General features: G+C 67.6%; 23 protein-coding genes and 1 pseudogene. 19 read left to right on the plus strand and 5 right to left on the minus strand.

The features are described from left to right. The first annotated feature begins 2 nt into the window (after positions 1-2). The 7 genes from ACAM55_RS23155 to ACAM55_RS23185 all read left to right on the plus strand — a co-directional run bounded on the left by ACAM55_RS23155 (position 3) and on the right by ACAM55_RS23185 (position 8,518). Positions 3-1,388, plus strand: a complete 1,386-nt coding sequence (locus ACAM55_RS23155) for an AmpG family muropeptide MFS transporter (protein WP_369656462.1) — start codon at positions 3-5, stop codon at positions 1,386-1,388. A 143-nt stretch (positions 1,389-1,531) separates the two neighbouring features. After that, positions 1,532-2,734: a beta-ketoacyl-[acyl-carrier-protein] synthase family protein gene (locus ACAM55_RS23160; protein ID WP_369653770.1), complete on the plus strand. Its 1,203-nt coding sequence runs from the start codon at positions 1,532-1,534 to the stop codon at positions 2,732-2,734. Continuing rightward, a complete protein-coding gene (locus ACAM55_RS23165; protein WP_369653771.1) occupies positions 2,731-3,576 on the plus strand; it encodes a beta-ketoacyl synthase chain length factor in 846 nt (281 codons plus the stop codon). Before ACAM55_RS23160 ends, ACAM55_RS23165 begins: the two co-directional genes overlap by 4 nt. Before the next feature lie 6 nt (positions 3,577-3,582). Next, entirely contained in the window at positions 3,583-5,289 is a 1,707-nt protein-coding gene (locus ACAM55_RS23170; RefSeq protein WP_369653772.1) for an NAD(P)/FAD-dependent oxidoreductase, read from the plus strand. Then, positions 5,286-6,008 carry a response regulator gene (locus ACAM55_RS23175; protein WP_369653773.1) on the plus strand — a complete coding sequence of 241 codons (723 nt, stop codon included), beginning with the start codon at positions 5,286-5,288 and terminating at the stop codon, positions 6,006-6,008. The genes ACAM55_RS23170 and ACAM55_RS23175 overlap by 4 nt, the downstream gene beginning before the upstream one ends. A gap of 3 nt (positions 6,009-6,011) precedes the next feature. After that, positions 6,012-7,205, plus strand: a complete 1,194-nt coding sequence (locus ACAM55_RS23180) for an ATP-binding protein (RefSeq protein ID WP_369653774.1) — start codon at positions 6,012-6,014, stop codon at positions 7,203-7,205. A 59-nt stretch (positions 7,206-7,264) separates the two neighbouring features. After that, positions 7,265-8,518: an O-antigen ligase family protein gene (locus ACAM55_RS23185; RefSeq protein ID WP_369653775.1), complete on the plus strand. Its 1,254-nt coding sequence runs from the start codon at positions 7,265-7,267 to the stop codon at positions 8,516-8,518. On the opposite strand, the gene ACAM55_RS23190 is transcribed toward ACAM55_RS23185, so the two are convergent. From ACAM55_RS23190 to ACAM55_RS23200, 3 genes are read right to left on the minus strand one after another with little or no spacing between them, the layout of a single operon-like run. Beyond that, complete coding sequence (locus ACAM55_RS23190) at positions 8,519-8,929, minus strand: ABZJ_00895 family protein (protein WP_369653776.1); 411 nt, start codon at positions 8,927-8,929, stop codon at positions 8,519-8,521. Next, entirely contained in the window at positions 8,926-9,135 is a 210-nt protein-coding gene (locus ACAM55_RS23195; RefSeq protein WP_369653777.1) for a zinc-finger domain-containing protein, read from the minus strand. The genes ACAM55_RS23190 and ACAM55_RS23195 overlap by 4 nt, the downstream gene beginning before the upstream one ends. 8 nt (positions 9,136-9,143) lie before the next feature. Next, on the minus strand, positions 9,144-10,094 hold the full coding sequence (locus tag ACAM55_RS23200) for a branched-chain amino acid transaminase (RefSeq protein ID WP_369653778.1): 951 nt from the start codon (positions 10,092-10,094) through the stop codon (positions 9,144-9,146). A 141-nt stretch (positions 10,095-10,235) separates the two neighbouring features. Between ACAM55_RS23200 and ACAM55_RS23205 the strand changes: the two genes are divergently transcribed. Next, positions 10,236-11,246: a recombination-associated protein RdgC gene (locus ACAM55_RS23205; protein ID WP_369653779.1), complete on the plus strand. Its 1,011-nt coding sequence runs from the start codon at positions 10,236-10,238 to the stop codon at positions 11,244-11,246. Between the two features lie 24 nt (positions 11,247-11,270). Here the strand turns inward: ACAM55_RS23205 and ACAM55_RS23210 are convergent, their stop codons facing one another. Beyond that, positions 11,271-11,702, minus strand: a complete 432-nt coding sequence (locus ACAM55_RS23210) for a glycerate kinase (RefSeq protein ID WP_369653780.1) — start codon at positions 11,700-11,702, stop codon at positions 11,271-11,273. Between the two features lie 258 nt (positions 11,703-11,960). Then, positions 11,961-13,352, minus strand: coding sequence for a DNA repair protein RadA (gene radA / locus ACAM55_RS23215; RefSeq protein WP_369653781.1), 1,392 nt, complete (start codon positions 13,350-13,352; stop codon positions 11,961-11,963). A 99-nt stretch (positions 13,353-13,451) separates the two neighbouring features. Between radA and hpaR the strand changes: the two genes are divergently transcribed. The 11 genes and pseudogenes from hpaR (at position 13,452) to ACAM55_RS23270 (ending at position 21,596) form a co-directional block, all read left to right on the plus strand. Continuing rightward, positions 13,452-13,886, plus strand: coding sequence for a homoprotocatechuate degradation operon regulator HpaR (hpaR, locus tag ACAM55_RS23220; protein ID WP_369653782.1), 435 nt, complete (start codon positions 13,452-13,454; stop codon positions 13,884-13,886). Next, positions 13,883-14,523 (plus strand): annotated as a pseudogene (locus ACAM55_RS23225) (fumarylacetoacetate hydrolase family protein). The gene hpaR and the pseudogene ACAM55_RS23225 overlap by 4 nt, the downstream one beginning before the upstream one ends. Continuing rightward, positions 14,520-15,290: a fumarylacetoacetate hydrolase family protein gene (locus ACAM55_RS23230; protein WP_369653783.1), complete on the plus strand. Its 771-nt coding sequence runs from the start codon at positions 14,520-14,522 to the stop codon at positions 15,288-15,290. Before ACAM55_RS23225 ends, ACAM55_RS23230 begins: the two are co-directional and overlap by 4 nt. A gap of 44 nt (positions 15,291-15,334) precedes the next feature. After that, positions 15,335-16,318, plus strand: a complete 984-nt coding sequence (locus ACAM55_RS23235; RefSeq protein ID WP_369653784.1) for a Bug family tripartite tricarboxylate transporter substrate binding protein — start codon at positions 15,335-15,337, stop codon at positions 16,316-16,318. Positions 16,319-16,334: 16 nt separating this feature from the next. Further along, positions 16,335-17,798, plus strand: a complete 1,464-nt coding sequence (gene hpaE, locus ACAM55_RS23240; RefSeq protein ID WP_369653785.1) for a 5-carboxymethyl-2-hydroxymuconate semialdehyde dehydrogenase — start codon at positions 16,335-16,337, stop codon at positions 17,796-17,798. Between the two features lie 75 nt (positions 17,799-17,873). Continuing rightward, on the plus strand, positions 17,874-18,209 hold the full coding sequence (locus tag ACAM55_RS23245; protein WP_369653786.1) for an aromatic ring-opening dioxygenase subunit LigA: 336 nt from the start codon (positions 17,874-17,876) through the stop codon (positions 18,207-18,209). After that, positions 18,206-19,033 carry an extradiol ring-cleavage dioxygenase gene (locus tag ACAM55_RS23250; RefSeq protein ID WP_369653787.1) on the plus strand — a complete coding sequence of 276 codons (828 nt, stop codon included), beginning with the start codon at positions 18,206-18,208 and terminating at the stop codon, positions 19,031-19,033. The genes ACAM55_RS23245 and ACAM55_RS23250 overlap by 4 nt, the downstream gene beginning before the upstream one ends. A gap of 13 nt (positions 19,034-19,046) precedes the next feature. After that, the gene (locus ACAM55_RS23255; protein WP_369653788.1) at positions 19,047-19,454 is read left to right on the plus strand and encodes a 5-carboxymethyl-2-hydroxymuconate Delta-isomerase; all 408 of its coding nucleotides are present in this window, start codon (positions 19,047-19,049) and stop codon (positions 19,452-19,454) included. Between the two features lie 4 nt (positions 19,455-19,458). Further along, a complete protein-coding gene (hpaH, locus tag ACAM55_RS23260) occupies positions 19,459-20,262 on the plus strand; it encodes a 2-oxo-hept-4-ene-1,7-dioate hydratase (protein WP_369653789.1) in 804 nt (267 codons plus the stop codon). A 10-nt stretch (positions 20,263-20,272) separates the two neighbouring features. Then, positions 20,273-21,094, plus strand: a complete 822-nt coding sequence (locus ACAM55_RS23265; RefSeq protein WP_369653790.1) for an aldolase/citrate lyase family protein — start codon at positions 20,273-20,275, stop codon at positions 21,092-21,094. Positions 21,095-21,185: 91 nt separating this feature from the next. Continuing rightward, positions 21,186-21,596, plus strand: coding sequence for a nuclear transport factor 2 family protein (locus ACAM55_RS23270; protein ID WP_369656463.1), 411 nt, complete (start codon positions 21,186-21,188; stop codon positions 21,594-21,596). Positions 21,597-21,601: the final 5 nt, after the last annotated feature.

Raw genomic sequence — 21,601 nt, forward strand, 5'->3', positions numbered from 1 at the left:
TCATGGACAATCCGAGGTTCATGTCTGCCCAGCCTGCCGAAACTCCCACCGCCTCTTCCCTGCCCTGGCGCGACGCGCTGAAGGTCTATCTCGAGCCCGCCACCCTGCGCATGCTGGCGCTCGGCTTTTCGGCCGGGTTGCCGCTTCTGCTGGTGCTGGGCACGCTGAGCTTCCGCCTCCGCGAAGCGGGCATCGACCGCACCACCATCGGCTACCTGAGCTGGGTCGGGCTGGCCTACGGCTTCAAGTGGGTCTGGGCGCCGCTGGTCGACCGGCTTCCGCTGCCGCCGCTGACCACGCTGCTGGGCCGCCGGCGCGGCTGGCTGCTGCTGGCGCAGGGGGTGGTGATCGCGGGGCTTGTCGGCATGGCGCTGAACGACCCGCGCCAGGGCCTCGTGCCGCTGATCTGGTGCGCGCTGCTGGTGGCCTTCGGCTCGGCCACGCAGGACATTGCGCTGGACGCCTTTCGCATCGAATCGGCCGAAACCCGCAAGCAGGCCGCGCTCGCGGCCGCCTACCAGACCGGCTACCGGCTCGCGATGATCTGGGCCGGCGCCGGCGTGCTGTGGGTCGCGGCCTGGGCCGAGGTGGCCCCGGCCGCGGCCGCCACGGGTGCGGCGGCCTACCAGAACGGCGCCTGGAAAACGGCCTACCTGGTGATGGCGGCCTCGATGGCGGTCGGCGTGCTCACGGTGCTGCTGTCGCCCGAACCCGTGCGGCGCGTGCTGCCCAAGGCAAGGAACGCCGCTGAATGGCTGCAAAGCGTGCTGATCGAGCCCTTTGCCGACTTCATCCGCCGCTACAAATGGCAGGCCGCGCTGATTCTCTCGCTGATTGCCATCTACCGCATCAGCGACGTGGTGATGGGCATCATGGCCAACCCCTTCTACGTGGACATGGGCTTCACCAAGGACGAAGTGGCCACGGTGAGCAAGATCTACGGCGTGGTCATGACGCTGGCGGGCGCCTTCGTGGGCGGCGTGCTGTCGATGCGCCTGGGCGTGATGCGCGTGCTCATGCTGGGCGCGGTGCTCAGCGCCGCGAGCAACCTGCTCTTTGCCTGGCTGGCCTCGCGCGGGCACGACCTGACGGCGCTGATCGCGGTGGTGTCGGCCGACAACCTGGCGGGCGGCATTGCCTCGGCGGCCTTCATCGCCTATCTGTCGAGCCTGACGAACATCGGCTACTCGGCCACGCAGTACGCCTTGTTCAGCTCGCTGATGCTGCTGCTGCCGAAGTTCATTGCCGGCTACTCGGGCGTGTTTGTCGACGCCTACGGCTACGCCCAGTTCTTCACCGCCACCGCCCTCCTGGGCCTGCCGGTGCTGCTGCTGGTGGCGCTGGCCGCCCGCATCACCACGACCACAGGCCCCGCCGAGCGTCAATAGAGCACGGGCCTTATAGGAAAACAGCTGACGCGGCCCGGCCCGCTCAACTGGTAGGCTTTCACAATTCGTTTACCTTTCCGGTTACCTTTCGCTTCGCTTATACAAAAGCGTTTCCTCCTTCTGCCTGCAACCCCACAAGCAACGTGCCGCCCCGCATTTCTCCTCTTCAGATCAGCGCCTACACGGCCACTTCGGCCGTCGGCGTCGGCAAGGAGCCGCTCGCCCTGGCACTCGCGCAGTCGCGCAGCGGCCTGCGCGCCAACGATTTCGGCGATGCACCGCTGCCCACGTGGATCGGCCGGGTCGACGGGCTCGAAGACATTCGCCTGCCGCAAGCGCTGGCTTCCTGGGACTGCCGCAACAACCGGCTCGCCTGGCTGGGCCTGCATGCGGACGGGTTCCTTGAAGCCGTGGCGGCCGCGCGGGCCAGGTACGGTGCCTCGCGCATCGCGCTGATCCTGGGCACCTCGACGTCCAGCATCGGCGAAACGGAGCTGGCCTATACGCAGCTCGATGCCGATGGCCTCTTTCCCCCGCACCAGCGCCGGGCGGCGGTGCACACGCCGCACTCGCTGGCCATGTTCGTGCAGCAGGTGCTCGGGCTCAACGGGCCCAGCGAGACGATTTCGACCGCCTGTTCGTCGAGCGCCAAGGTGTTTGCCTCGGCCGAGCGGCTGATCCGCCTCGGGCTGGCCGACGCCGCGGTGGTGGGCGGGGTCGACACGCTGTGCGGCAGCGTGCTGTTCGGCTTCAACTCGCTCGAACTGGTGTCGAACGAACCGTGCCGGCCCTTCGACGCCGGCCGCAAGGGCATCAGCCTCGGCGAGGCGGCCGGCTTTGCGCTGGTGGAGCGGGTGCAGGACGAGGCCGGCGCGCCGCTGCGGCTGCTCGGCTACGGCGAAGCCAGCGATGCGCACCACATGTCGACGCCGCACCCCGAGGGCCTGGGCGCCGAACGCGCGCTCGACGAGGCGCTGGCGCGCGCGGGCCTGGCGCCCGATGCCATCGACTACATCAACATGCACGGCACGGCGAGCCAGAAGAACGACGAGGTCGAAGGCGCGCTGGTGGCACGGCGCTTTCCGGCCCGCACCCATGCCAGCTCGACCAAGGGCTTCATGGGCCACACGCTGGGCGCGGCGGGCATCGTCGAATCGGTGATCAGCCTGCTGGCGATCGAGCGCGGCCTGATGCCGGGCACCGTGAACACGAACCAGCTCGACACGGGCTTCGGGCCGCAGATCAAGCTCCAGCCCGCGCAGGGCGAGGTGCGCTACGCACTGACCAACTCCTTCGGTTTCGGCGGCAACAACTGTTCGCTTGTGTTCGGCAAGGCAACCCAATGACCGTCACCGCGAACCAGGCTCCAAAGCCGCCCACTCTCTACGTCGAAGGCCCGGCCTTCTGGACGCCCACCCTGCCGGGTTGGGACGCTGCCCGCGCCGCCTTCCGCGGCGAAGGCACGCTGACCGACCCGCCCGCCAAGCGCCCGTCGCCGCAGGTGCTGCCGCCGGCCGAGCGCCGCCGCGCGCCCGACACCGTTGCGCTGGCGCTCGAGGTGGCCGCGGCATCGATGGCGGGGTCGGGCCGCAACGCGGCCGACGTGCCCTGCGTGTTCGTGTCGGCCCATGGCGATCTCTCGATCAACGACTACATGTGCAGCACGCTGGCCACCGACCCCACGGTGCTGTCGCCCACGCGCTTTCACAATTCGGTGCACAACGCGGCCGTGGGCTACTGGACCATCGGCACGGGTTGCATGGCCGCCAGCAACTCGGTTTCGGCCTACGAAAACAGCTTTGCCGCCGGCTTGCTCGAAGCGGCGGTGCAGTGCGCGGCCGACCAGTCGCCGGTGCTGCTGGTGGGCTACGACACGCCCACCGTGGGTGCGCTGACCTCGGTGACCGACAGCCAGGGCCTGCTGGCCGTGGCGCTGGTGATTGCGCCCGAACGCACGGCGCGCACCGTGGCCTCTCTCGATTGGTCGCTGCAAGAAGACGGCGGCGGCACCGTGCCGGCGCCGCTTTCTTCCGATGCCGCGAAAACGCTGGCGCACATCAATCCGATGGCCCACGCGCTCGGCCTGTTCGAATCGCTGGCGCGCGTGGAGGACGACCCGCCGCCGCTCGAGCTGCCCCTGTCTTCGGCCCTTTCGCTGCGGCTGCAACTGCGGCAGGTCCGGGACTGAAGCTCCATGACCGGCACTGCGCAACGGTATGACGCAGTGATCATGGGCGGCGGGCTCGCGGGGCTCACCCTGGCCCTGCAGCTCAAGCAGCGGTTCGAAGACATCGACGTGCTGGTGCTCGAACGGCGCAGCCATCCGGTGCCGCATGCCGCCCACAAGGTGGGCGAATCGTCGGTGGAGATCGGCGCGCACTACTTCGACACGGTGCTGGGCCTCAAGCTCCACATGGACAGCGCGCAGCTGCGCAAGTTCGGTTTCCGTTTCTTCTTCAGCGAAGGCCGGCGCGACATCGACCAGGTGACCGAGATCGGCGCCAGCCGCTACCTGGCAGTCCCCAGCTACCAGATCGACCGCGGCATCTTCGAGAATTACCTCGCCCAGGAGGCCGTGCGGCGCGGCGTGCGCTTCGACGATGCCGCGCTGGTGCGCCGCGTGGACCTGGCCCAGGGCACCGATGCGCCGCACCGCCTGGAATGGTCGCGCGGCGACGAAACCCACAGCGCAGAGGCGCGCTGGCTGATCGATGCCTGCGGCCGCGCCAGCCTGCTCAAGCGCAAGCTCGGACTCGCAGAGGCCAACGCGCACGGCGTGAATGCCGTGTGGTTCCGCATCGGCGAGCGCATTTCCATCGACGAATGGAGCGACGACACGGCCTGGCGCGAGCGCTGCGATCCCCAGGCACGCTGGCTCTCGACCAACCACCTGGTAGGCGCCGGCTACTGGGCCTGGCTGATTCCGCTGGCCTCGGGCTCGCACTCGGTGGGCATCGTGGCCGACCCGAAGCTGCATCCGCTCGACACCATCGACACCTTCGAAAAAGCCATGCGGTGGTTCGCCACCTACCAGCCACGCCTCTACGACGCGCTCGACGGCAAGCGGCACCTCTTGCAAGACTTTGCCTTCCTCAAGCACTTCTCGCACGGCTGCAAACAGGTGTTCTCGGGCCAGCGGTGGGCGTTGACGGGCGAAGCGGGGTTGTTCCTGGACCCGTTCTATTCGCCGGGCAGCGACTTCATCGCGATCAGCAACACCTACATCACCGACCTGGTGGCGCACGACCGCGCGGGCCGTTCGCTCGAAGCACGGGCGCAGCTCTACGACCAGATCTACCACTCCTTCTACGAAAGCACGCTGGCGCTCTACCAGGACCAGTACCCGCTGTTCGGCGACCCCGAGGTGCTGCCGGTGAAGGTGATCTGGGACTACGCCTACTACTGGGGCGTGCTCTCGCAGATCTTCTTTCAGCAGCGGCTCACCGACCTGATGCTGCTGGGCAGCCTGAAGGAAGAGCTGCAGCACTGCCAGCGCCTGAACCTGGCGGTGCAGCAGCTGCTGCGCGCATGGTCCGCCGCGAGCCCGAGGCGCAACGCCCCGGTCATGCTCGACCAGGCCGCCATGCCGTGGTTCGCCGAACTCAACCGCAGCCTCAAGGATCCGCGTCTCGATGACGCCGCTTTCAAGGCGCGCATCCGGGCTTCGACCTTTCAGCTGCGCCAGCTGGCCGGCGAAATCCTGGCGCGGGCGCGGGCGGACAATGCGGCGCTGGCCGGTTGCAACCTGCCCGCCATCCTCGAGGAAACCATGGCCACGCCGCCGGCCGATGCACCGGCCGGCGCCATGCTTTTCGCGGCACCCCCGGTTGACATCCGGAAGCCGGGTTTACCCAACTTTACGGAGCGTTCAAGCCCCGTTGCCCCCCTTGGACGACCATGAAGCGCATGAGCACCCCCCAACTCCTGATGATCGAAGACGACGCCCGCCTGGCACAGATGGTGGGCGAATACCTGACGCAGTCGGGCTTCCTCTTCTCGCACGCCGGCGACGGCGCCAGCGGCCTCGTGCTGCTGCAGCAGCACGCGCCCGACCTGGTGATCCTCGACCTGATGCTGCCCGACACCGACGGCCTCGAGATCTGCCGCCGCATCCGGTCGCTGCCCGCTCCCGCCTCGAAGGTGTCGGTGCTGATGCTCACCGCCAAGGGCGACCCGATGGACCGCATCATCGGCCTGGAGATCGGCGCCGACGACTACCTGCCCAAGCCCTTCGAGCCGCGCGAGCTGCTTGCGCGCATCCGCGCAGTGCTGCGCCGCCGCAGCGAGAACACCACCGACACCGAAGCCAGCACGGTGATGCGCTTCGGCACGCTCGAGATCGACCGCAACGCGCGCACCGTGTCGGTGGGCGGCGCGCTGGCCGACCTCACCTCCTACCAGTTCGACCTGCTGGTGGCCATGGCCGAGCGCGCGGGCCGCGTGCTCACGCGCGACCAGATCATGGAAGCCGTGCGCGGCCGCGAGCTCGAAGCCTTCGACCGTTCGATCGACGTGCACATGGGCCGCATCCGCGCCGCGATCGAAGTCGATGCCAAGAACCCGAAGCGCATCCTCACCGTGCGCGGCGTGGGCTACGTCTTCGCCAAGCAGCAAGACTGATCGATGCTGCGCAATCTGTATTCGCGCCACCTGTACGTGCGCATCTGGCTCGCGGTGGTGGGCGGCGTCGTCATCCTCACGCTGATGGCCAACTGGATCGTGCGCGAGGCGGCGGAGGCCGAACGCGAGCGCCTGGCGCCAGTGCCGCGCAACGTGGTGGTGCTCGACGCGCAGGACCGGCCCATCGGCAGCGGCAAGGCCCTTCGGGTGCCGGGCCAGGGCCTGGAGTTCGACGTGACGCTGAGCGACGGCAAGGCCATCACGCTGCGCGTGGCGCCGCGCGACCGCCCCCCCGGCGGCGGGTTCGCGCCCTGGCGCACGCCGTTCGGGCTCGGCTGGATGATCGCGCTCGTGGGCATTGCCGTGGCCCTGGGCGTGTACCCCATCGTGCGGCGGCTCACCCAGCGGCTGGAAACATTGCAGCGCGGCGTGCAGCGCTGGGGCGAAGGCGATCTCTCGGTGCGCGTGACCGAAGAAGGGCAGGACGAAGTGGCTGATCTCTCCAAACGTTTCAACGCGTCGGCCGAACGCATCGAAAAACTGGTGCGCTCGCACAAATCGCTGCTGGCCAACGCATCGCACGAGCTGCGCTCGCCGCTCACCCGCATCCGCATGGGCCTGGAGCTGATGGGCGAGCGCCCGAGCCCCGCCGCGCGCGACGAGATCTCGCGCAACATCGGCGAGCTCGACCAGCTCATCGACGAGATCCTGCTGGCCAGCCGGCTGGATGCGAGCGAGGCCGACATGGGCACCATCGAGGCGGTCGACCTCACGGGGCTTGCGGCCGAGGAGTGCTCGCAGGTGGATGCCGAGCTCGACCTGGTGGAAGGCACCGACAACGCCAAGCTCACCGTGCCCGGCGTCTCGCGCCTGCTGCGCCGCGCGATCCGCAACCTGCTCGAGAACGCCCGCCGCTATGGCGCCGGCGAAATTTCGGTCGAACTCGGCAGCGCCAATGGCTTTGCCACCGTGCGCGTGAACGACCGGGGCCCCGGCGTGCCGGCCGCCTTGCGCGAACGCATCTTCGAGCCCTTCTACCGGCTGCCCGGCGCCAGCGAGCGCAACGGCGGCGTCGGCCTCGGGCTGGCGCTGGTGAAGTCGATTGCCGAGCGGCACGGCGGCAGCGTGCGCTGCGAAGAGCGGCCGGGCGGCGGCGCCAGCTTCGTCATCCGGCTGCCGGTGGCCAGCGGCAGCTGACCGGGCGACCGGCGCCCAGTCAGGTTGGGCCCGCGGGGCCCACCTAAAATCCCGCCCCTATGCAGAGATCGCACATCGTCAGGCCCGCGGCCATGTTCTGGGGGCTGGTGGTGTTCATGCCCGTCGGCGTCACCTACCTTTCGGCCCTGCTGCTGCTCGCCACCATGGGACTGGCCGGTGGATACCGCGAGCGCTTCGCGCGGCTGCGCGCCAACCCGCTGTGGTGGCCGGTGGTGGCGTACCTGGCCTGGACTTTCATCGTGCTGGCCTTCGGGCCGCATTACCCGGAAACCGGCTCTAACCTGTTCCACGGGCTGCGCATCGGCCTCACGATCCTGATGGCGATGGCGCTCACGCGCGAAGAGGCGATCTGGGCGCTGCGCGGCTTCCTGCTGATCGCGGCGCTGAACGTCCTGCTGATCGTGGCCTACTACGCCATCGGCTTTCCGATCTGGTCGCCGCTGCGCGCGGTGGTCATGGAAGTGGGCAACAAGTCGATCAGCAACGCGCTGCTTTTCAGCGTGGTGGCGTCCACGGCCGCCGTGTGGGGCATTGCGCAGATCGCCGCGCACCGGCCGCTGCGCGCCGTCCCCGCCTTCGTGCTGATGCTCGGCCTGGGCCTGGTGGTGGCGCTGCCGCTGACCTCGCGCACCTCGGTGCTCGCCCTGATGCTGGTGATTCCGGTGGTGTGCATCCACCAATGGCGCAGTCACCTGAAGATGCTGGTGAGCGCGCTGGTGCTGGGCGCCGTGGTACTGGCGGCCGGGCTCTATCAGCTGCCGCAGCTCCAGCACAAGGTCGAGACCGGCATCGAGGAAATCGAGAAGGCGCAGGCCGGCGCGATCTTCAAGGGCAGCTGGGTCATCCGCTACTACATGTACCGGGACACCGGCCTCATGATCGCCGACCGGCCGCTCACCGGCTGGGGCATCGGCGGCTGGACCGACCAATGGCACAAGCGCGGCCCGGCGCTCTTCGCCGATTCGAACATGCCGCACAACGACTTCCTGTGGGTCGGCGCGCAGGGGGGCCTGCCGGCCCTGCTGAGCCTGCTGGTCATCATGGCCGGCGCCGTCTGGCAGGCGTGGAAAAGGCCCGACATCGCGGGCCGCTACGCGCTCGCCGCCACGCTGATCGCGCTGATCGCGTCGAGCGTGAACTCGGCGATGCGCGACGCGCAGATCGGCCTGGCGCTGCTGTGGATCGCGATGGTCTACCTGCGGCTCGCGCAGGAACCGCGGGATGCGCAGCCCTGGCGCGACCTGTGGCCGGCACGCCGCATCGCGCCCGAGGCGGCCCCGCAAGCCGCCTAGCTAGCCGCGGCGCCTGGCCTCGGCCGCCGCGAACTGCCGGCCGGCCATGCCGACGAAAAAGTAGATCACCCCGGCGTGCAGCAGCCCCACGAAAAGCAGCACCAGCAGCATGGGCCCCAGCTGCAACACCGAAGCCCCGGCGGCCAGGGCCGCCGACACCGAAACCGCGGCCTGGATAGCGAGGTCGATGGCGATCATGCCGAGCACGGCGCGGGTCTTTTCGTCGCGCGCGAGGTAGCGGCCGTTCTTCTTGCCGAAGGTCAGGCACGCCCACATCACGGCGCCCAGCAGCGCGGCCGTGTTGACGCCCGCGTTGGCCTTGACGCCGAACAGGTTCAGCGCCAGCCCGAGGATGGCCAGCAGGAGCAGGTAGCCGGCGCCGAAACGGCCCAGCAGGCCGCGAACGCTCAATGCCGCGACGACACCGTCTCGCCCGCCTTCAGGCGGTAGACGGTGCCGCAGTAGGGGCACTTGGCTTCACCGGTGCGCGCCACGTCCAGGTAGACCTTGGGATGGGTGTTCCAGAGCTTCATGTCGGCCTTGGGGCTGGGGCAGAACACGCCGCCCTGATGATTGAGCTCGCGGGCCAGGAGTTCGACGACTGCGTTGGTGGACATGGGTTTTCTCAGACTTTCGTGAGCCAGTGGGCGTACTTGGGATTCTTGCCGTTCACGATGTCGAAGAAGGCCGCCTGGATCTTTTCGGTGATCGGGCCGCGCGAGCCGCCGTCGCCGCGGTTGCCGATCTCGACGCGGTCGAGTTCGCGGATGGGCGTCACTTCGGCGGCCGTGCCGGTGAAGAAGGCTTCGTCGGCAATGTAGACCTCGTCGCGCGTGATGCGCTTTTGCACGAGTTCCAGCCCCAGGTCCTTGCACACGTGCAGGATGGTGTTGCGCGTGATGCCATTGAGCGCGCCGGCCGAGAGGTCGGGCGTGTAGACCACGCCGCCCTTGATCACGAAGATGTTCTCGCCCGCGCCTTCGGAGACGAAGCCGCTCGCGTCGAGCAGCAGCGCTTCGTCGTAGCCGTCGTCCAACGCTTCCATGTTGGCGAGGATCGAGTTGGTGTAGTTGCTCACCGACTTGGCCTGCGTCATCGTGATGTTGACGTGGTGACGGGTGTAGCTCGAGGTCTTCACGCGGATGCCGCGCTTCATGCCCTCTTCGCCCAGGTAGGCGCCCCAGGACCAGGCCGCGACCATGGCGTGGACCCGGTTGCCCTTGGGGCTCACGCCCAGCTTTTCGGAGCCGATCCAGATCAGCGGGCGAAGGTAGCAGCTTTCGAGCTTGTTCTCGCGCACGACCTGCTTCTGGGCTTCGTTCAGCTGTTCCTGCGTGAACGGGATCTTCATGCGCAGGATCTTGGCGCTGTTGAAGAGGCGCTCGGTGTGCTCGGCCAGGCGGAAGATGGCCGTGCCCTCGGGCGTCTTGTAGGCGCGCACGCCCTCGAAGGCGCCGCAGCCGTAGTGCAGCGTGTGGCTCAGCACATGGATCTTGGCGTCGCGCCAGTCCACGAGTTCGCCGTCCATCCAGATCTTGCCGTCACGGTCGTCCAGCGAGGGGGGGATCGAGCTCATATCCTGATTCCTTTGTTTGGGAAGCGGTGTGGGGGGTGCGACGGGAGAGGGAAGTCGCAAAAGCTTGCGATTTTACGGCCGAGCCCGGAACGGGGTGCCCGACAATGGCCGGTTGTCCAAACCAGTGGAAAAAGGGTTTCCGTGTCCGTATTCAAGAACGTCATCGTCTATCGCATCGAACCTGCCTGGTCCCAAACATTGACCGAGGTGGAAGAAGGGCTCGGCAAGCAGCGGTTCGAGCCCTGCGGCCCCTCGCAGGAAAAATCCGCCGGCTGGGTGGAGCCCCGCGGCGAAGCCAACGGCCCGCTGGCCGAGTCCATCGGCGGGCAGTGGCTGGTCGAATACATGATCGAGAGCAAGGCCGTCCCCGGCTCCGTGGTGCGCCGCAAGCTCGACGAGCGCTGCGCGCAGATCGAGGCCACCACCGGCCGCAAGCCCGGCAAGAAGGAAAAGAAGGAGCTCAAGGAAGACATCACGCTCGAGCTGCTGCCGATGGCCTTCACGCGCAGCGCCCGCATCGCCGTGTGGATCGACCAGGCCGAGCGCCGCCTGGTGATCAACAGCGCCAATGCCGCGCGCGCCGACGAAGTGGTCACCAGCCTGGTGAAGTCGCTCGACGGCTTTGCCGTGGCCCTCATCAACACGCAGATCGAACCGGCCGCCGCCATGGCCAACTGGCTCCTGACGCAGGAGCCGCCGGCCGGCTTCACCATCGACCGCGAATGCGAGCTCAAGGCCTCGGACGATTCCAAGGCCGTGGTGCGCTATGCCAAGCATCCGCTCGACATCGAGGAAGTGCAAAAGCACATTACCGATGGCAAGCGCCCGACGCGCCTGGCGCTCACCTGGGACGACCGCGTGTCCTTCGAGCTGACGCACGGCATGCTGATCCGCAAGATCGTGTTCCTCGAAGGCACGGGCGACGGCGCCTCGGGCGGCAAGAAAGAAGACAACTTCGACGCCGACGTGGCCATTGCCACCGGCGAACTCGGCCAGCTGGTGCCGGCGCTGCTCGATGCGCTGGGTGGCGAAGCGGCATTCTCGGGCGCTCCGACGGACGAAACGACGAAGCCGGCGGCAGCACCTGCCCCCGCACCCACCACCTCGACGCCGGCCGATGCCGTCGAGGAAGAAGAAGACGCGCCGTTCTGAAGGCGCCCCGCCCGGCTTGCTTGATCAGCTCGCCGGCGTTGTTTCTTCTTCGGGCGGCGCCTCGGGCCGCGTCAGCGTCCAGCTCTGCAGCTTGCCGCCGTTGAACACGGCGTCGACATATGAGCCGCCCGTATCGGTCCAGCGGTAGAGCTCGGGCTGCTCGTCCTTGGGTGAACGCAGCTCGCCGAGCGCGCGCGTCATCGCAATGACGTGCATCAGCGTCGCGCCCTTCTTGAGCTTGGCGTTCAGCATCACCGCGCTCGCGACATAGCCCACAGGCCGGTCGGCCGCCCGCTTGAGCACCTGCATCGCGCGGTTGAAGTGCAGCAGCAGGAACATCACGATCGCGCCGCCGGTCAACGCCACGCCGGCCCAGCCGTAGCTGCGCCACGCGAGGCCGAGAAGGACGATGCCGCCCACGGGCACCAGCAATTTCTGGAAATTCATGGGGCGCATTGTCGCCTCGCGCGGTAGCGGCCGTGGCTACCGCCAGGCGCACAAGACGGTACTCGCCCTCAAAAGTGCATGGCGCTGCGGCGCCAGCGGGCACATTTCGACGCACGGGCTGTGCAGGGAGGCTACTTCAACGCACAGGCCGGCAGAAGTCCCAGGGAGAGGCAACCCAGGTTGCCAGATAACAAGTCACACATCGAGGGGGGACAGGGAGGATCGCCCGGCGCGCCATTGGCGCGCCGGGCATTTTTTTGAGCGTGCTCAATCGAGGCGGCGGACCACGTCCATCGCCTCTTCGATGCGGTCGACGGCATGGATCGTCAGGCCCTCGATCTCTTTCGAACCCTTGCGCGGCGCGTTGGCCTTGGGCACCACGGCCACGCTGAAGCCCAGCTTGGCGGCTTCGCGCAAGCGCTCCTGTCCGCGCGGCGCGGGGCGCACTTCACCCGCCAGGCCCACTTCGCCGAATGCGATGAAGCCCTTGGGCAGCGGCTTGCCGCGCAGGCTCGATGTGATGGCCAGCATCACGGCCAGGTCGGCCGCCGGCTCGCTGATGCGCACGCCGCCCACCGCGTTGACGAACACGTCCTGGTCCATGCAGGCCACCCCCGCATGGCGGTGCAGCACGGCCAGCAGCATGGCGAGGCGGTCGCGGTCCAGCCCCACCGAGAGGCGGCGCGGGCTCGGGCCGCCGTTGTCGACCAGCGCCTGGATTTCCACCAGCATCGGCCGTGTGCCCTCGAGCGTGACCAGCACCACGCTGCCGGGCACCGGCTCGGCATGCTGGCTCAGGAAGATCGCGCTCGGGTTGGCCACGCCCTTCAGGCCGCGCTCGGTCATGGCGAACACGCCGATCTCGTTCACGGCGCCGAAGCGGTTCTTGATGGCGCGCACCAGGCGGAAGCTCGAATGCGTATCGCCTTCGAAATACAGCACCGTGTCGACCATGTGCTCGAGCACGCGCGGGCCCGCGAGCGCACCCTCCTTCGTGACGTGGCCCACCAGCACCACGGCCGTGCCGCTGGTCTTGGCAAAGCGCGTGAGGTGGGCCGCGCATTCGCGCACCTGCGCCACCGAGCCGGGGGCGGAGGTGAGCTGGTCGGAATACACCGTCTGGATCGAGTCGATCACCGCGATGGCCGGGCGCGTGGCGTCGAGCGTGGCGATGATCTTCTCGAGCTGGATCTCGGCCAGCACCTGCACCTGCGAATGGTCGAGGCCCAGGCGCCGCGAGCGCAGCGCCACCTGCGCGCCGCTTTCCTCGCCGGTGACGTAGAGCGCGTTCTGCCCCGCGCGCTGCAGCGCATCGACCGCCTGCAGCAGCAGGGTCGACTTGCCGATGCCCGGATCGCCGCCGATGAGCGTGACGCCGCCCGACACGATGCCGCCGCCCAGCACGCGGTCGAGTTCTTCCAGGCCGGTGGGCGTGCGTTCGATGTCGGTCGCTTCTATTTCCGACAGCGTGGCGAGTTCGGACGCGCCTGCGAGCGAGGCGTATTGCGTGCCGAAGCGGTTGTTGGCCGGGCCGCTGCTGTTGCCCGCCACCTGTTCGATGAGTGTGTTCCAGGCGCCGCAACTCGGGCATTTGCCGAGCCACTTGGGGCTGGTGCCGCCGCATTCGCTGCAGACGAAAAGTGTTTTTTCCTTGGCCATGCGGGGAGTTTAGGTGTCCGCACAAACCCTGATGGAAAACGGCTGGGAAAGAAATTCCAAATCATTTAACATGTTAACTAATTCAACGAGGTACAGCTTTTGAGCACCACCTTCACGCACCGCAATTTGCCGCGCCTGCTGCTGCAGGCCCGCGAAGCCGTGATGGCCCACACGCGGCCCAGCCTGCGCGAGCACGCGCTGTCCGACCAGCAATGGCGCGTGCTGCGCGTGCTCGGCGAGCACGGCGCCGTCGAGACCGGCCACGTGGCGCGCGAGGCGTTCATCCTGGGCCCCAGCCTCACGGGCGTGCTTGCGCGCATGGAGCGCGACAAGCTCATCACGCGCAGTCGCGACCCCGAGGACCAACGCCGCACCGTGGTCGAGGCCACGCCGCATGGCATGAAGCTCGTGAAGCGCCTGTCGACCAGCATCGAGGCGCACTACGACTGGATGGAAAAGTCGCTCGGCAAGGCCAAGCTCACGCAGCTCTACGGGCTGCTCGACGAACTCATCGCCCTGGAGCAGCCCTCATGAGCAGCAGCGCCCCGCACTACCTTCCGACAGGCACCGTGTACGGCACGCTGCTGAACTTTCGCGCCGAGTTCGACGCGCTCGCGCCGCGGATGGCAGAGGCGCCCTACAAGGCGCCGCCGAAAGCGCCGGTGCTCTATGTGAAGACCGCCAACACCTGGAGCCCGCACGGCAGCGCGATCGCGGTGCCTTCATCGGTGCCCGAGGTGGAGATCGGCGCCAGCATCGGCATGGTGATCGGCGCCGAGGGCGACGTGGAAGGCTTCGTGCTGATGAACGACCTGTCGATTCCGCATGCGAGCTTCTTCCGCCCTCCGGTGAGGTTCAAGTGCGTGGATGGGTTCCTCGGCATCGTCCGGTGCTGCGCGACGCGCAGGAGGTGGCCGACCCCGCGGGCTTTCGCGTCGAGGTGCGCATCAACGGCACGCTGAAGCAGTCGATCGACTTTTCGCAGCTCGTGCGTCCCGCGCAGCAGCTGCTGGCCGACGTCGGCGAATTCATGACACTGGCGCACGGCGACGTGCTGATGCTGGGCTGCGACGCCGGCCGGCCGCTGGCCCGCGCGGGCGACCGCATCGAGATTTCCGCGCCGGGGTTCGAGACCCTGGCCAATACGCTGGTGCAGGAGGCCGCCGCATGAAGCACGCACGCGTCATATTCGAAGGCCGTGAACACACCGGCACCGCGCACGAATTCAATGGCGCGCAAGACGCCGCCGTGCGCCTGGACGACGGCCGCGTCGTGCCGCAGGAGCAGCTCACCTGGCTGCCGCCGCTTACGCCCACCGCGCGCCCGCGCACCATCCTTGCGCTGGGCCTCAACTACGCCGACCACGCCACGGAGCTGGAATTCAAGGCGCCCGAGGAACCGCTGGTGTTCGTCAAGGGCCAGAGCACGCTGACGGGCCACCGCCAGCGCACGCACCGCCCGGCCGGCGTGCAGTTCATGCACTACGAATGCGAGCTCGCCATCGTCATCGGCAAGACGGCGCGCCACGTCAAGCGCGATGACGCCTACGACTTCATCGGAGGCTACACCGTGGCCAACGACTACGCCATCCGCGACTACCTGGAGAACTGGTATCGCCCCAACCTGCGCGTGAAGAACCGCGACACCTGCACGCCGCTCGGACCCTGGTTCGTCGACGCGGCCGATGTGCCCGATCCGATGGCGCTCGCGCTCAAGACCACGGTGAACGGCACCGTCACGCAACAGGGCAACACGCGCGACATGATCTTCGACGCGCCTTTTCTCATCGAATATTTCAGCCGCTTCATGACGCTGTCGCCCGGCGACCTGATCCTCACCGGAACGCCCGACGGCGTGGTCGATTGCCGGCCGGGCGACGTGGTGGTGACCGAGATCGAGAGCATCGGCGCACTGGTCAACACCATCGAGGGCACCTAGCGCCGGACTGCTTTTCCATACCAACGACAGAAGAGACAAACCCCATGACGACCAGGAACAAACTCGGGCTCGCGGCGGCCCTGGTGGCTTTCGCCACTGCCATCTTCGCGCCCCATGCACAGGCGCAGGCCTTCCCCGCCAAGCCCGTGCGCTGGGTGGTCGGCTATCCCGCGGGCGGCGGCACCGACTTTCTCGCCCGCACCGCCGGCGCGCAGCTCTCGCAGCAGCTGGGCCAGCCGGTGCTGGTGGACAACCGCCCCGGCGCGGGCGCCATCATCGCGTCGGAGAACGTGGCGCGCTCGCCCGGCGACGGCTACACGGTGTTCTCGGCCGACAACGGCGTGCTGGTGTACAACCCCGCCCTCTACAAGAAGCTGCCCTACGACGCCGAGAAAGACTTCGCAACCGTAGGCATGATGGGCCGCTCGACCCTCGTCATCGCGGCCGCGCCCAACGCCGGCCTGGCCGACGCCAAGGCACTGATCGCCGCGCTGAAGGCATCGCCGGGCAAGTACAGCATCGCCACGCCGGGCACCGGCAGCCCGCATCACCTGGCGCTCGAATTGTTCCAGCGCGAAGCCGGCGTTTCGATGCTGCACGTGCCCTACAAGGGTGGCGCGCCCGCGCTGCAAGACCTGATGGGCGGGCAGGTGCCTCTGATGATGCTCGACCTGCCCAGCGGCGTGAGCGCGGTCAAGGCCGGCAAGGTGGTGCCGCTCATGACCATGGGCGCCGAACGCATTCCGCAGCTGCCCAGCGTGCCGACCGCGAAGGAACTCGGCTACGCGGGCGTCGAGGCCTACACCTGGCAAGGACTGGTGGTGCCGGCCGCCACGCCGAAGGAGGTGCAGGCCCGGCTCGGCGCCGACCTGCAGAAGACCATGGCCGATGCCGGCGTGCGGCAGAAGCTCTACGACGCGGGCTGGGAAGCACGCCCCGCCGACGGCGCAGAGATGACGCGCTTCGTCGACGCGGAGCGCAAGAAGTGGCATGCCTTGATCAAGGCGCGCGACATCAAACTCGACTGACCCTCACGGGGATTCCATGCAAAAGATTCATCACCTCATCGGCGGCAAGAGCGTTGCCGGCACCGACTGCTTCGAGACCGTCAACCCCGCCACGCAAGAGGTGCTGGCCGAAGTGGCCTCCGGCGGCGAAGCCGAAGTGAACGCAGCCGTGGCCGCCGCCAAGGAGGCCTTTCCCAAGTGGGCCGGCCTGCCCGCGACCGAACGCGCCAAGCTGGTCCGCAAGCTCGGCGACCTGATCGCAAAGCACGTGCCCGAGATCGCGCGGACCGAGACCGACGACTGCGGCCAGGTGATCGCGCAAACGGGCAAGCAGCTGATTCCGCGAGCGGCTGACAACTTCTATTACTTCGCCGAGATGTGCACGCGCGTCGACGGCCACACCTACCCCACGCCCACGCACCTGAACTACACGCTGTTCCACCCGGTGGGCGTGTGCGCGCTCATCAGCCCGTGGAACGTGCCCTTCATGACGGCCACGTGGAAGGTCGCACCTTGCCTGGCCTTCGGCAACACGGCGGTGCTGAAGATGAGCGAGCTCTCGCCGCTCACGGCTGCGCGCCTGGGCGAACTGGCGCTCGAAGCGGGCATTCCACCCGGCGTGCTGAACCTGGTGCACGGCTACGGCAAGGAAGCCGGCGAGCCGCTGGTGGCGCATCCCGACGTGCGCGCGATTTCGTTCACCGGCTCCACTGCCACGGGCAACCGCATCGTGAAGAGCGCGGGCCTGAAGAAGTTCAGCATGGAGCTGGGCGGCAAGAGCCCGTTCGTGATCTTCGACGACGCCGACCTCGACCGGGCACTGGACGCGGCGGTGTTCATGATCTTCAGCAACAACGGCGAGCGCTGCACGGCCGGCTCGCGCATCCTGGTGCAGCAATCGATCTACGCCGACTTTGCCGCGAAGTTTGCCGAGCGCGCCAGGCGCATCGTGGTGGGCGACCCGCTCGACGAGAAGACCATCGTCGGCCCGATGATTTCGCAGGCGCACCTGGCCAAAGTGCGCAGCTATGTCGAACTGGGCCCGAAGGAAGGCGCGACGCTCCTGTGCGGCGGCCTCGAGGTTCCGGCCAACCTGCCCGATCGCGTGAAGAGGGGCAACTACGTGGCGCCCACCGTGTTTGCCGATGTCGACAACCGCATGCGGATTGCGCAGGAAGAAATCTTCGGCCCCGTGGCCTGCCTGATTCCGTTCAGGGACGAGGCCGATGCGATCCGACTGGCCAACGACATCCAGTATGGCCTGAGCAGCTATGTGTGGACGGAGAACATCGGCCGCGCGCATCGCGTGGCGGCCGCGGTGGAAGCCGGCATGTGCTTCGTCAACAGCCAGAACGTGCGGGACCTGCGCCAGCCCTTCGGCGGCACCAAGGCCTCGGGCACGGGGCGCGAGGGCGGCACTTGGAGCTATGAAGTGTTTTGCGAACCGAAGAACGTTGCGGTTTCGATGGGTTCGCATCACATTCCGCATTGGGGTGTCTGAGATGGACGCGGCACGCCGCCTTGGGTGCAAACCCGCAGCAGGCGCCCCGAACGCAGAAAACGCGAGGCCCCCGCAATGAGCCTGTATGCCATGCAGAAATTCCTGTTCGCGCTCAACCGCGATGCCGAGGTGCAGCGCCGCTATGCCGAAGGGGGTGGAACGCGTGCCGCCTTGCTGGCGGTCTATGACCTCGATGACGAAGAACGCGAAGCCATCGACAAGGGCGACATCGGCAAGCTCTACGTGCTGGGCTGCAACGGCCAGCTGCTGATGCACTTCGCTCCGCTGCTGGGCATCGCGTGGGCCGACTACCTCGAAGCCATGCGCGAAGGCGTGCGCAAATACGGTCCGGTGCGCGCGGGCATCTATGCAATGACGACAGGAACCGACGAAAGGGTGGCAGGCGTATGAGTCTCGTATTCGCAGGCGTGTGCAGCCACGCCCCCGGCATCACCGGCCGCGCCCACCTGGCCGATCCGGCGGTGAAGGACGAATTCCACGCGCAGTTCCACCGCTTCGGCGAAGCGATGCGAGCGACGAAACCCGACGCGGTGATCGTGATCGCGGCCGAGCACTTCGCGAATTTCTTCATGAACAACATGCCGGCCTATGCGATCGGCATGGCCGACAGCTACGAAGGCCCGATCGAGGACCCGAAGTGGCTCGGCATCGAGAAGACGAAGGTGCCGGGCAACGCCGCGCTTTCGCAGCGCCTCATCCGCGAAGTGATGCAGACCGTGGACGTGGCCTACGCGGAAGAATGGAAGTTCGACCACGGCATCATGGTGCCGCTCCACTTTCTGACGCCGAAGTTCGACACCAAGGTCATCCCCGTGAACATCAACTGCCAGGGTCCGCCGCTGACGCCGCTGCACCGCGCCTGGGCCTTCGGCGAGGCCCTGCGCCGGGCCTGCGACATGGCGCCCGAGCGCATTGCACTGGTGGGCACGGGCGGCATTTCGCACTGGCCCGCCACGCCCGATTCGGGCAAGGTCAACGCCGAGTGGGACGCCGAGTTCATGCGCCGCTGGTGCGCCAACGACCGCGAGGCGCTGCTCTCAGAGGCCGACTACAGCGACGAAGCCACCTACCGCGAAGCCGGCCAGGGCGGCTTCGAGATCCGCACCTTCCTGAGCGTGGCCGCGGCCGCGGGCGGCAAGGGCGAGATCCTGCACATGAAGGCCATTCCGATCTTCGCGGTGACCTGCACCGCGGCGACGATGTCGGTCGAATGAAAGGAGCAACGGCATGCCTCACCTCGTGATTCTCTACACGCCCAACATCGAGGCCGAGACCGACATGTCGGCCCTCTGCCGCACGCTGGCCGACACCATGCTGGAGCAGCGCGACGAGGCCGACAAGCCGGTGTTCCCCATCGGCGGCACGCGCGTGCTGGCCTACCCGGCCGCGCACTATGCGGTGGCCGACGGCAAGGCCGACTATGCTTTCGTCTACCTCAACATCCGCATGGCCGCGGGGCGCTCGGAGGCCGTGAAGAAAAAGGCCGGCGACAACCTGCTGGCCGAAGTGCGCGCGCATTTCGAACCGGTCTTCTCCAAGCGCCACATCGGCATCACGCTGCAGATCGACGAAAGCCCGGGCCAGGTGTACGACGGCAAGCACAGCAACCTGCATCCCCTCTTCAACAAGCCGTAACACCATGCTCACCGCCGACACCATTGCCAGGCTCGCGGCCGAGCTGCACGAAAGCGAGAAGTCGCGCGTGCAGGTCGAGCACTTCTCCAAGCGCTTTCCCGAGATGACGGTGGAAGACGGTTACGCCATCTCGCGCGAATGGGTCAAGGCCAAGATCGCCGAGGGCCGCACCGTGAAGGGCCACAAGATCGGCCTCACCTCGCGCGCCATGCAGCTGTCCAGCCAGATCACCGAGCCCGACTACGGCACCTTGTTCGACGACATGTTCTTCGAGCAGGGCAGCGACATACCGTTCAAGCGCTTCATCGCACCGCGCATCGAGGTGGAGCTGGCCTTCATTCTCGGCAAGAAGCTGCAGGGCCCGAACGTGACGATCTTCGACGTGCTGGCCGCCACCGACTACGTGGTGCCCGCCATCGAGATCATCGATGCGCGCATCGAACAGTTCGACCGCCACACCAATGCGCCGCGCAAGGTGTTCGACACCATCGCCGACAACGCGGCCAATGCCGGCATCGTGATGGGCGGCCGGCCGGTGAAGCCCGACGCGGTCGACCTGCGCTGGGTGAGCGCCCTGCTCTACAAGAACGGCGTGATCGAGGAATCGGGCGTGGCCGCGGCCGTGCTCAACCACCCGGCCACCGGCGTGGCCTGGCTCGCGAACAAGCTCGCGCCGTGGGACGAACACCTCGAAGCCGGCGAGGTGGTGCTCGGCGGCTCGTTCACCCGGCCCACCACCGCCGTGCCCGGCGACACCTTCCATGCCGACTACGGCCCGCTAGGCAGCATTGCCTTCCGTTTTGTCTGAAAGACGCTCCATGCACACACCTCTCAACACCTTCAAGCAGGCCATGCAGGCCGGCGAGCAGAAGATCGGCCTCTGGGTCGGCCTGGCCGACGGCTACGTGGCCGAGATTCTTGCCGGCACCGGCTACGACTGGCTGCTGATCGACGGCGAGCACGCGCCGAATGATGTGCGCTCGGTGCTCGCGCAGCTGCAGGGCATCTCCAGCGCATGGTCGGCACAGCCCGAGGCCGAGCGCTCGCACCCCGTGGTGCGGGTCCCCGTGGGCGACACCACGCTGCAGAAGCAATACCTGGACATCGGCGCGCAAACCATCCTGGTGCCGATGGTCGACACCGCCGATCAGGCGGCGCGCATGGTCCAGGGCATGCGCTACCCGCCCGAAGGCATCCGCGGCATGGGCAGCGCCTTGGCACGCGCCTCGCGCTGGCAGGCCTATCCGGGCTACCTGCACGAAGCCAACGCACAGACCTGCCTGCTGGTGCAGGCCGAGACCGTGGAAGCGATGAAGAACCTCGATGCCATCGCCGCCACGCCGGGCGTGGACGGCGTGTTCATCGGGCCCGCCGACCTGTCGGCGTCGATGGGCTTCGTGGGCCAGCCGAACCACCCCGAGGTGCAGGCCGTGATCGCCGATGCCATTGCACGCATCCGCAAGGCCGGCAAGGCACCGGGCATTCTCTCGACCACCGAGGAGCAGGCGCGCAAATGGCTCGCGGCGGGCGCGCAGTTCGTGGCCGTGGGCGTGGACACCGTCCTGCTCACGGCGGCAGCCAAGCAGCTGCTGGCCAAGTACAAAGGCGCGGCGGGCGCTGCCTCCCCCAGCGGCTATTGACTCGTTTGAAACCGGAGCACCCCTGATGCAACGCATGACCTTGGCGGCCGTGGCCGCGACAGCCACCCTGTTCCTCGCCGCCTGTGCGCCAATGGGCGGCGGCAAATCGCAAGAAGCCGCCGCCGCCCGGCAGGAAGCCAACCGCCAGACCGTGCTCGCCTTCTACGAAAAGGGCCTGAACCAGAAGGACGCCGACGCGGCCCTGCAGTACGTGGGCAACCGCTATGTGCAGCACAACCCCACGGCGGCCGACGGCCCCGAGGGCTTCCGCAAGTTCATCGCGTTCCTGCGCGAGAAGTTTCCGAACTCGCGCAGCGTCATCAAGCGCAGTTTTGTCGACGGCGACTATGTGATCCTGCACGTCAACTCGGTGCGCGAACCGGGCACGCGCGGCAGCGCCATCGTCGACATCTTCAGGCTGGAGAACGGGAAGATCGTCGAGCACTGGGACGTGGTGCAGCCGGTGCCTGAAACGGCCGCGAACAGCAACACGATGTTCTGATTCCG

The sequence above is a fragment of the Variovorax sp. V213 genome (assembly GCF_041154455.1).
Classification (GTDB): domain Bacteria; phylum Pseudomonadota; class Gammaproteobacteria; order Burkholderiales; family Burkholderiaceae_C; genus Variovorax.

What these genes read in the sequence shown, in the direction of transcription:
- ACAM55_RS23155 (WP_369656462.1), top strand. Translation starts at nt 3, where the DNA reads ATGGACAATCCGAGGTTCATGTCTGCCCAGCCTGCCGAAACTCCCACC.
- ACAM55_RS23165 (WP_369653771.1), top strand. Translation starts at nt 2,731, where the DNA reads ATGACCGTCACCGCGAACCAGGCTCCAAAGCCGCCCACTCTCTACGTC.
- ACAM55_RS23170 (WP_369653772.1), top strand. Translation starts at nt 3,583, where the DNA reads ATGACCGGCACTGCGCAACGGTATGACGCAGTGATCATGGGCGGCGGG.
- ACAM55_RS23175 (WP_369653773.1), top strand. Translation starts at nt 5,286, where the DNA reads ATGAAGCGCATGAGCACCCCCCAACTCCTGATGATCGAAGACGACGCC.
- ACAM55_RS23180 (WP_369653774.1), top strand. Translation starts at nt 6,012, where the DNA reads ATGCTGCGCAATCTGTATTCGCGCCACCTGTACGTGCGCATCTGGCTC.
- ACAM55_RS23185 (WP_369653775.1), top strand. Translation starts at nt 7,265, where the DNA reads ATGCAGAGATCGCACATCGTCAGGCCCGCGGCCATGTTCTGGGGGCTG.
- ACAM55_RS23195 (WP_369653777.1), bottom strand. Translation starts at nt 9,135, where the DNA reads ATGTCCACCAACGCAGTCGTCGAACTCCTGGCCCGCGAGCTCAATCAT.
- ACAM55_RS23200 (WP_369653778.1), bottom strand. Translation starts at nt 10,094, where the DNA reads ATGAGCTCGATCCCCCCCTCGCTGGACGACCGTGACGGCAAGATCTGG.
- ACAM55_RS23210 (WP_369653780.1), bottom strand. Translation starts at nt 11,702, where the DNA reads ATGCGCCCCATGAATTTCCAGAAATTGCTGGTGCCCGTGGGCGGCATC.
- radA (WP_369653781.1), bottom strand. Translation starts at nt 13,352, where the DNA reads ATGGCCAAGGAAAAAACACTTTTCGTCTGCAGCGAATGCGGCGGCACC.
- ACAM55_RS23230 (WP_369653783.1), top strand. Translation starts at nt 14,520, where the DNA reads ATGAAGCACGCACGCGTCATATTCGAAGGCCGTGAACACACCGGCACC.
- ACAM55_RS23235 (WP_369653784.1), top strand. Translation starts at nt 15,335, where the DNA reads ATGACGACCAGGAACAAACTCGGGCTCGCGGCGGCCCTGGTGGCTTTC.
- hpaE (WP_369653785.1), top strand. Translation starts at nt 16,335, where the DNA reads ATGCAAAAGATTCATCACCTCATCGGCGGCAAGAGCGTTGCCGGCACC.
- ACAM55_RS23245 (WP_369653786.1), top strand. Translation starts at nt 17,874, where the DNA reads ATGAGCCTGTATGCCATGCAGAAATTCCTGTTCGCGCTCAACCGCGAT.
- ACAM55_RS23250 (WP_369653787.1), top strand. Translation starts at nt 18,206, where the DNA reads ATGAGTCTCGTATTCGCAGGCGTGTGCAGCCACGCCCCCGGCATCACC.
- ACAM55_RS23255 (WP_369653788.1), top strand. Translation starts at nt 19,047, where the DNA reads ATGCCTCACCTCGTGATTCTCTACACGCCCAACATCGAGGCCGAGACC.
- hpaH (WP_369653789.1), top strand. Translation starts at nt 19,459, where the DNA reads ATGCTCACCGCCGACACCATTGCCAGGCTCGCGGCCGAGCTGCACGAA.
- ACAM55_RS23265 (WP_369653790.1), top strand. Translation starts at nt 20,273, where the DNA reads ATGCACACACCTCTCAACACCTTCAAGCAGGCCATGCAGGCCGGCGAG.
- ACAM55_RS23270 (WP_369656463.1), top strand. Translation starts at nt 21,186, where the DNA reads ATGGGCGGCGGCAAATCGCAAGAAGCCGCCGCCGCCCGGCAGGAAGCC.